General features: G+C 75.4%; 1 protein-coding gene. It reads left to right on the top strand.

All coding sequences use genetic code 11. The features are described from left to right. Positions 1-44: 44 nt before the first annotated feature. The coding region (locus ACFY8O_RS34410; protein WP_387909351.1) for an amino acid adenylation domain-containing protein at positions 45-2,272 on the top strand (2,228 nt) is incomplete at its 3' end.

Raw genomic sequence — 2,272 nt, 5'->3', positions numbered from 1 at the left:
CGGCGCGGTCGTTGGCGCGGCATCCGTTGTTCCAGGTGATGATCGTGTTGCAGAACAATGCGGTGGCGTCGCTGGATCTGCCGGGTGTGGTGGCGTGTCCCTTGGATGGTGAGGGGGGTGCGGCGAAATTCGATCTGGGGTTCAACTTCGTCGAGCGCACGGGTCCCGACGGCGGCCCCGCCGGCATCGAACTCACCGTCGAGTACAGCGCGGACCTCTTCGACGAGGAGACCGTCGAGGACCTCGGCCGGCGCCTGGTGCGTCTGCTGTCCCTGGGGGCCGCCGATCCTGCGATGCCGATCGGCCAGCTGGATCTGCTGGAGCCGCGGGAGTGGCAGCGGCTGCTGACCGGGTGGAACGACACCGGCCGGACCCTGGAGCTGCCCCCGGCCACGGAGACCGGCCCGGAGCCGGAGACGGTCACCGCGCTCTTCGCGGCGCGGGCGGCGCGGACACCCGGCGGCCTCGCGGTGGCGGCCCACGACGCCCGGCTCAGCTACGCGGAGCTGGAGGCGCGCTCCACCGCGCTCGCCGCGCTCCTCGTCGCGCGAGGCGTGGGCCGGGGTGACGTCGTCGCCGTGGCCGTCCCCCGCTCCGCCGACCTCACCGTGGCGCACCTCGCGGTGCTGCGCGCCGGTGCGGTCTGCCTGCCCGTGGAGCTGGAGCACCCGGCCGGGCGGATCCGTGCCGTCCTGGACGACGCGCCGCCCGCCGTGGTGATCACCACCGAGGGCTGGCGGTCCGTGCTGACCAGGGCCGCCCCGGGCTCCGCCGTCCTGCTCACCGGTGGCGACGGCCACGAGGCGGCTCCCGCCTCCACCGTGCTGCCGGGGCCGCTGCCGGACTCCCCGGCGTATCTGATCCACACCGTCGGCCCGGACGGGGAGCTCCGCGGGGTGCTCCTCCCGCACCGGGGCCTCGTCAACCGCCTCCTGTGGACGGCGGACACCTGCCGGCTCGACGAGGACGACCGGATCCTCCTCACGGGGCGGTCGGACCCCGGTGCCTCGGTCCGGGAGCTGCTCGCACCCCTGGTTGCCGGAGCCGCCCAGGTGGTCGCGCCGCCCGGCGACGACGCCGCCGCACTGGCCGGGCTCGTGCGGGAGGAGGCCGTGACCACGCTGCCCCTCACGCCGTCCGCGCTGGAGGCGTTCCTCGCCGAGCCGGACGCGGCGCGCTGCACCGGTCTGCGCCGGGTGCTGTGCGGCGGCGAGCCGCTGCCCGCCGGGCTGGCCGAGCGGTTGCGTGCGGCCCTGCCCGGAGCGGAGCTCCATGTCCTGTACGGGCCCCCGGAGGCGTCGTCCGACGCCCTCGCGCTCACCGCCGGGCCGGAGGACGCCGCGACGTACCCGCCCGCCGGCCGCCCCGTCTGGAACACCCGCGCCTTCGTGCTCGACGCCAATCTCCTGCCCCTGCCCCCGGGCAGCCCGGGAGAGCTCTACCTCGGCGGGGTCCAGCTGGCGCACGGCTACCTCGGCCGGGGCGCGCAGACCGCGGAGCGGTTCGTCGCCGACCCCTACGGCCCGCCCGGTTCCCGGCTGTACCGCACCGGTGACCTGGCGCGGTTCACCCGGGACGGCACGGTCGAGCTCCTGGGCCGCACCGACGGCCGGCTCACCCTCGACGGCAGGAGTGTCGAACCCGCCGAGGCCGAGCGGGTGCTGAGCGCGCACCCCGGCGTGGCCGCCGCGGCCGTGGCCGTGCGTCCCGGCCCCACGGGCGAACCCGCCCTCGTGGCGTACCACGTCCCCACCGCTCCGGCGGCTCCGGCGGACGCCGCGGCGCTGCGCGCCCACGCCGCCGCCCTGCTCCCCGGCCACTGTGTGCCCGCGCACTGGGTCGTGCTCGACGCGCTCCCGCGCACCGCCGACGGCCGGGTCGACCGTGCGGCGTTGCCCGAGCCGACGCACAGCACGGCCCGCGCGCCCCGCAACGACGTCGAGCGCACGCTCTGCGACCTGTTCTGCGAACTGCTGGGTGTGCCCTCGGTGTCGATCGACGACAGCTTCTTCGACCTGGGCGGGCACTCGCTGCTCGCGACCCGGCTGGTCAGCCGCGTCCGTGCCACCTTCGGTATCGAGCTCCCCTTCCGGGACATCTTCGATGCGCAGTCGGTGGTGGCGTTGGCGGAGCGGGTGGTGGGTTCGTCGGTGGGTGGGCGTGTGGCGTTGGTGCCGATGGTGCGTCCGGTGCGGGTTCCGTTGTCGTTCGCTCAGCGGCGTCTGTGGTTCTTGAATCGTATGGAGGGGCCGAGCGGGACGTACAACATTCC

This window comes from Streptomyces argenteolus (assembly GCF_042902585.1).
GTDB classification, from domain to species: Bacteria; Actinomycetota; Actinomycetes; order Streptomycetales; family Streptomycetaceae; genus Streptomyces; species Streptomyces argenteolus.
The sequence above is the reverse complement of the archived record's forward strand: the minus strand, read 5'-3'. Positions and strand labels throughout refer to the sequence as shown.